This is a genomic window from Neisseria sp. P0021.S005, from assembly GCF_051956955.1.
The window spans coordinates 1-4,622 of record NZ_JBQCWY010000216.1; the positions used below are offsets into that span (position 1 = coordinate 1).

Consider the following 4,622-nt stretch of genomic DNA (forward strand, 5'->3'; position numbering starts at 1 on the left):
AAAGTATTTGCGGCCGATACCGGATTGGTTGGTGGCCACGGCGATGGTGTAGCCTGCCTGCGTTAAAAAGGCGATGGCATCCATGCTGCCTTCGATGGGAATCCATTCGTCAACGGATTTGACGAAATCGTCGCGGTCTTGGTTGATGACGCCGTCGCGGTCGAGGATGATGAGTTTCATGGTGGTGGCTCTTATTTTTCTGCTTTCAAACTGCTTTTCCATTTTTCAAAGGCCGTCTGAAAAACGGGTATCAGTTTGGCGAAGGTTTCCGGGGTATTTTTGACGTGGTAGAAGCCGCCGAGCGAGGGCGTGTCGAGGGCGAGGATGTAGTCTTCCATAAATGCGCCGTAGCCGTCTTCTTCGTCGGTGTAGTAGAACTCGGTAAACCGTTGGCCGAGTTCGGTAAAGTCGTCTGCCGTCAATGCGCCGTCCATGTGTTTGAGCAGGAAGTGCCGTCCGCTGATTTTGCCCGAGGTCATGGCGGCGAAGTCGGCTGCGGTTTCGGGGGCGGTTTGCCAGACGGGGTTGACGAGGCCTGCCTGCGCCGCCCACTGCCAGTACATGCCGATGTGGGTGGCAGCGTTTTCGGGTGGGAGTTGGTCGGGATAGTCTTCGTCGAGATGGAAACGGATATTGTCGTACATGGACGGTGTTCGTTGGGGGAAAGGGGGTATTGTAGCGGAAAATAATGAATTAGGCCGTCTGAAAGAGGGTGTTTCAGACGGCCTTAAGGGAATTTAACCTTTAAATACGGGAACAAGCTCCAGTTGGCTCAATATCTGGGCGGCAATGTTGATGATGCCGAAGAGGAAGACCCAAACCATCAGCCAGAATCCGCCGTAAACTTTGTAGTTTTTGCCGGCACCGAATTTATGGCGCGAGCGGTAGAGCAGCATGGCGGGGATGATGCCTGTCCAGATGGTGGCGGCCAGGCCGACGTAGCCGATGGCGGTAACGAAGCCGGTAGGGAAGAGCAGGCAGGAAATCAGGGGCGGCAGGAAGGTCAGCGCGGCAGTTTTGGTACGGCCGGAAATGCTGTCGTTCCATTTGAAGATGTCGGCAATGTAGTCAAACAGGCCGAGCGTTACGCCGAGGAAGGACGTTGCGATCGCCATGTAGGAGAACAGGGTCAACACTTTGTCCATATTGCCGGTTTGGGCGAACTTGGACAGCGTTTCGATCAGGACGGAAACTTGGCCTTCGGCAGCGATAACCGGTGCGAACTCGCTGCGCGGCAGGTTGCCTTGGATGGCGATTTGCCAGAGGATGTAAATCACAAGCGCAATCAGCGTTCCTGCCCATAGGGATTTGGCCACTTTGGGCGCGTCGCCTTTAAAGTATTTGAGCAGGCTGGAAACGTTGCCGTGGAAGCCGAATGACGCAAGGCAAACGGGCAGGGCGGTGGCGACATAAATCCAGTAGTTGGTGCCGGCAGGGGCTTGGGTATCAAACAAAACAGGCATTTTGGCATCGGCAATCAGGCCGCCGGTTGCCCAGATGAAGGTCAATACCATGCCGCCGATGAGGATGCTGGTGAAACGGTCAACCAAGCGTGCGGATGCCCAAACGCAAAAGGCGAGAATGCCGAAGAAGACGAGTTGGCCGACGGTGAGCGAGATTTCGCCGCCTACCGCGCTGCCGATGCCTTTGGCGGTCAGGTCGCCGCCGACGAAGATGTAGGCGTAGGTGAGCAGGTATAAAACGAAAGCGACGGCAACGCCGTTGATGATGTTCCAAGCCGGGCCGAGCAGGTCTTTGACCATGGTGTCGAAGCTGGCGCCGTGCGGATAATGGGTATTGACTTCCAAAATCATCAGGCCGCTGGAGAGCATGGAAAACCAGGTGTACAGCAACACGGCCAGCGAGCCGGTAAACCATACGCCGGAGGTGGCGGTCGGGTTGGCAAGCATGCCTGCGCCGATAACCGTACCGGCGATAATCATCGCGCCGCCGAATAGGGAAGGGGTTTTGGTTGACATTATTTATCTTTCTTCTAGAAATGCGTGGCTGCCATTATGCCGTAAAGTGTAAGAAAAGGTAAAGCAAAGGCCGTCTGAAAACCCGATTGTCGTTTTCAGACGGCCTTTTGTGTGTATAAACGCAACTGATTAAATCAATTTTCGCAGTTTCAATTCGTTTTTCAAATAGGCGTAATAAACCGGCGCGACGATGATGCCGCCGATGCCGAAAATGCGTTCAAAGACGACCATCGCCACCAGCAATTCCCACGCGCTGGATTCGATTTCCGAGCCGATGATTTTGGCGTTGAGGAAATATTCGAGCTTGTGGATGACAACGAGGAACACCAGCGAGGCGAGTGCGACGTAAAGCGATGCGCCGAGGCTCAAAATAATGATGATGGTGTTGGAAATCAGGTTGCCCGCTACCGGAATCAGGCCGACGATAAAGGCGACGATCAGGACGGTCATTTTAAACGGCAGCTCAACGCCGAACAGCGGTAAAACCAAGTAAAGGTACAGGCCGGTCAGGAAAGTGTCGATCAGCGAGATTTTGACTTGGGCGAGGAACACGCGTTCAAAGCTGGTTTCAAAAGTGACGATGCGTTGCACCAATTCGGCTTTAAACAATGGCATTTTGCGGCGGTTTTTACGCATTTTCAGGCGGTGGAAGCTGAGCATGGCGCCGATGATGATGCCGATGAGGATGTACACGAAGGACGTGATGCTGTTTTTACTGATGCGGGTCAGCGCGGCGCGGTATTCGTCAATCAGCTTGATCGCCGAGGCTTTGATTTCGGCCATATTGTTGGGCAGCATATTGAGAATGGCCGCAGGCAGGTCTTGGCTGTTTTTGGTGTCTTCCAAAATCGCCGCCAGCTTGGCCAGCATAAAGCCGACATGGCCGCCGTGTATCAGGTGGTAAATGCCCAAAGACATCATCGCAATGATGCTGAACACGATGGCCAGCGTCAGCGTGGTGGAAATCAGGTTGATGTTGTGCGCATTGAGCGATTTATGCAGCCGCGTGTTGCGCGGTAAAACACGGCGGCGGAGTTTGAGGATGACGCCGTTGGTGCGCGTAATAAAGATATAGGTCAGGATAACCGACAGCAGCAGCGGCAGCAGATGGTAGTGCAAGACAATCAGCAAGGCCAAACCCATCAGGATATAGGAAGCGTTGCGGAAAGTCGGGTTGTCGGTGTGGGAAGCGAGTAAGGACATGTGAAGCCGATAAGGTAAAAAAACAAAAAACAGGTCAGGCCGTCTGAAAAACCATGTTCAGACGGCCTAATTTAATGACGGCGGTTAGTCGTGCAATGAGGCCGCGTGTAGCGTGTTTTCCAACAAAGTGGCAATCGTCATCGGGCCGACGCCGCCGGGAACGGGCGTAATCATGGACGCACGTTCTTTGGCGACATCAAACTCCACGTCGCCGCACAGGCTGCCGTCTTCCAAGCGGTTGATGCCCACATCGATAACGACGGCGCCGGGTTTGACCCATTCGCCTTTAACAAAATTCGGAATGCCCACGCCGACCACCAAAATATCGGCGGCGGCAACTTCATCGGCAAGGTTTTGCGTGGCGCTGTGGCAGATGGTTACCGTCGCGCGGGACAGCAGCAATTCCAACGCCTGCGGGCGGCCGACAATATTGGACGCGCCGACAATCACGGCTTTTTTGCCTTTCGGGTCGATGCCGTAGGCTTCCAACAAAGTCATCACGCCTTTGGGCGTGCACGGGCGCATCAGCGGCATTTTGACGACCAGGCGGCCGACGTTGTAAGGGTGGAAGCCGTCCACATCTTTATGCGGCATGATACGTTCCAAAACTGCCTGGCTGTCGATGTGGGCCGGTAGCGGCAGTTGCACCAAAATACCGTCGACGGCAGGGTCGCCGTTCAATTCGTCCACCAGTTTCAACAAATCGTCTTGCGTGGTTTCAGACGGCAGCTCGTAAGAGCGCGATTCAATGCCGCTTTTTTGGCAGGCCAGTTTTTTATTGCGTACATAAACCGCGCTGGCAGGGTCGTCGCCGACCAATACCACCGCCAAACAAGGCGTGTGCAAACCTTTTTCCTGACGCGCTTTTACCGCCTGTGCGACCGCCTCGATGCGTTGCTGGGAGATTTTTTTTCCGTCTATAAGTTGTGCAGCCATGATTTTTCCTCCTCAATAGGGATAAATATTGCGTTTAAATTATCGCATTTTTCAGACGGCCTGACACAAAAGAGTAGCCCTGATTGTGAAACATAAAAATAAATAACGATTAAAAATAATAAGATAATCAAAAAATGAAAAAATAAAGCAAAGTAGATGTTGACCGGGTTAAAAAGGGTCTGTATAGTTCAGGTCTTCAGTCGGGGCGTAGCGCAGCCCGGTTAGCGCATCTGCTTTGGGAGCAGAGGGTCGTGAGTTCGAATCCCACCGCCCCGACCACAAAATTCTTAGCACGAATCGGCATGAGCGCCCGTAGCTCAACCGGATAGAGCACCGACCTTCTAAGTCGGGGGTTACAGGTTCGATTCCTGTCGGGCGTGCCAATTTTTACGGTGGCTGTAGCTCAGTTGGTAGAGCCCTGGATTGTGATTCCAGTTGTCGTGGGTTCGAGCCCCATCAGCCACCCCAGATGAAAGCCTGCATATTGTATGCAGGCTTTTTTCC

General features: G+C 53.5%; 5 protein-coding genes and 3 tRNA genes. 3 read left to right on the top strand and 5 right to left on the bottom strand.

Features of this window, described 5'->3' with window-relative positions; translation table 11 throughout:
- The 5 genes from ACTHUE_RS11240 to folD form a co-directional block, all read right to left on the bottom strand.
- The coding region (locus tag ACTHUE_RS11240) for an HAD-IIIA family hydrolase (RefSeq protein ID WP_440423488.1) at window positions 1–180 on the bottom strand (180 nt) is incomplete at its 3' end.
- 11 nt (window positions 181–191) lie between these two features.
- Entirely contained in the window at window positions 192–644 is a 453-nt protein-coding gene (locus ACTHUE_RS11245) for a DUF7832 domain-containing protein (protein ID WP_150540625.1), read from the bottom strand.
- A 93-nt stretch (window positions 645–737) separates the two neighbouring features.
- Complete coding sequence (locus ACTHUE_RS11250) at window positions 738–1,979, bottom strand: aromatic amino acid transporter (RefSeq protein ID WP_070695148.1); 1,242 nt, start codon at window positions 1,977–1,979, stop codon at window positions 738–740.
- A 129-nt stretch (window positions 1,980–2,108) separates the two neighbouring features.
- On the bottom strand, window positions 2,109–3,182 hold the full coding sequence (locus ACTHUE_RS11255) for an AI-2E family transporter (RefSeq protein WP_049322947.1): 1,074 nt from the start codon (window positions 3,180–3,182) through the stop codon (window positions 2,109–2,111).
- An 84-nt stretch (window positions 3,183–3,266) separates the two neighbouring features.
- A complete protein-coding gene (gene folD / locus ACTHUE_RS11260; protein WP_070695149.1) occupies window positions 3,267–4,118 on the bottom strand; it encodes a bifunctional methylenetetrahydrofolate dehydrogenase/methenyltetrahydrofolate cyclohydrolase FolD in 852 nt (283 codons plus the stop codon).
- 201 nt (window positions 4,119–4,319) lie between these two features.
- Between folD and ACTHUE_RS11265 the strand changes: the two genes are divergently transcribed.
- The 3 genes from ACTHUE_RS11265 (at window position 4,320) to ACTHUE_RS11275 (ending at window position 4,586) form a co-directional block, all read left to right on the top strand.
- Window positions 4,320–4,397, top strand: a tRNA-Pro gene (locus ACTHUE_RS11265).
- Window positions 4,398–4,424: 27 nt separating this feature from the next.
- A tRNA-Arg gene (locus tag ACTHUE_RS11270) sits at window positions 4,425–4,501 on the top strand.
- A gap of 9 nt (window positions 4,502–4,510) precedes the next feature.
- Window positions 4,511–4,586 (top strand) — tRNA-His (locus ACTHUE_RS11275).
- The last annotated feature ends 36 nt before the right edge of the window (window positions 4,587–4,622 follow it).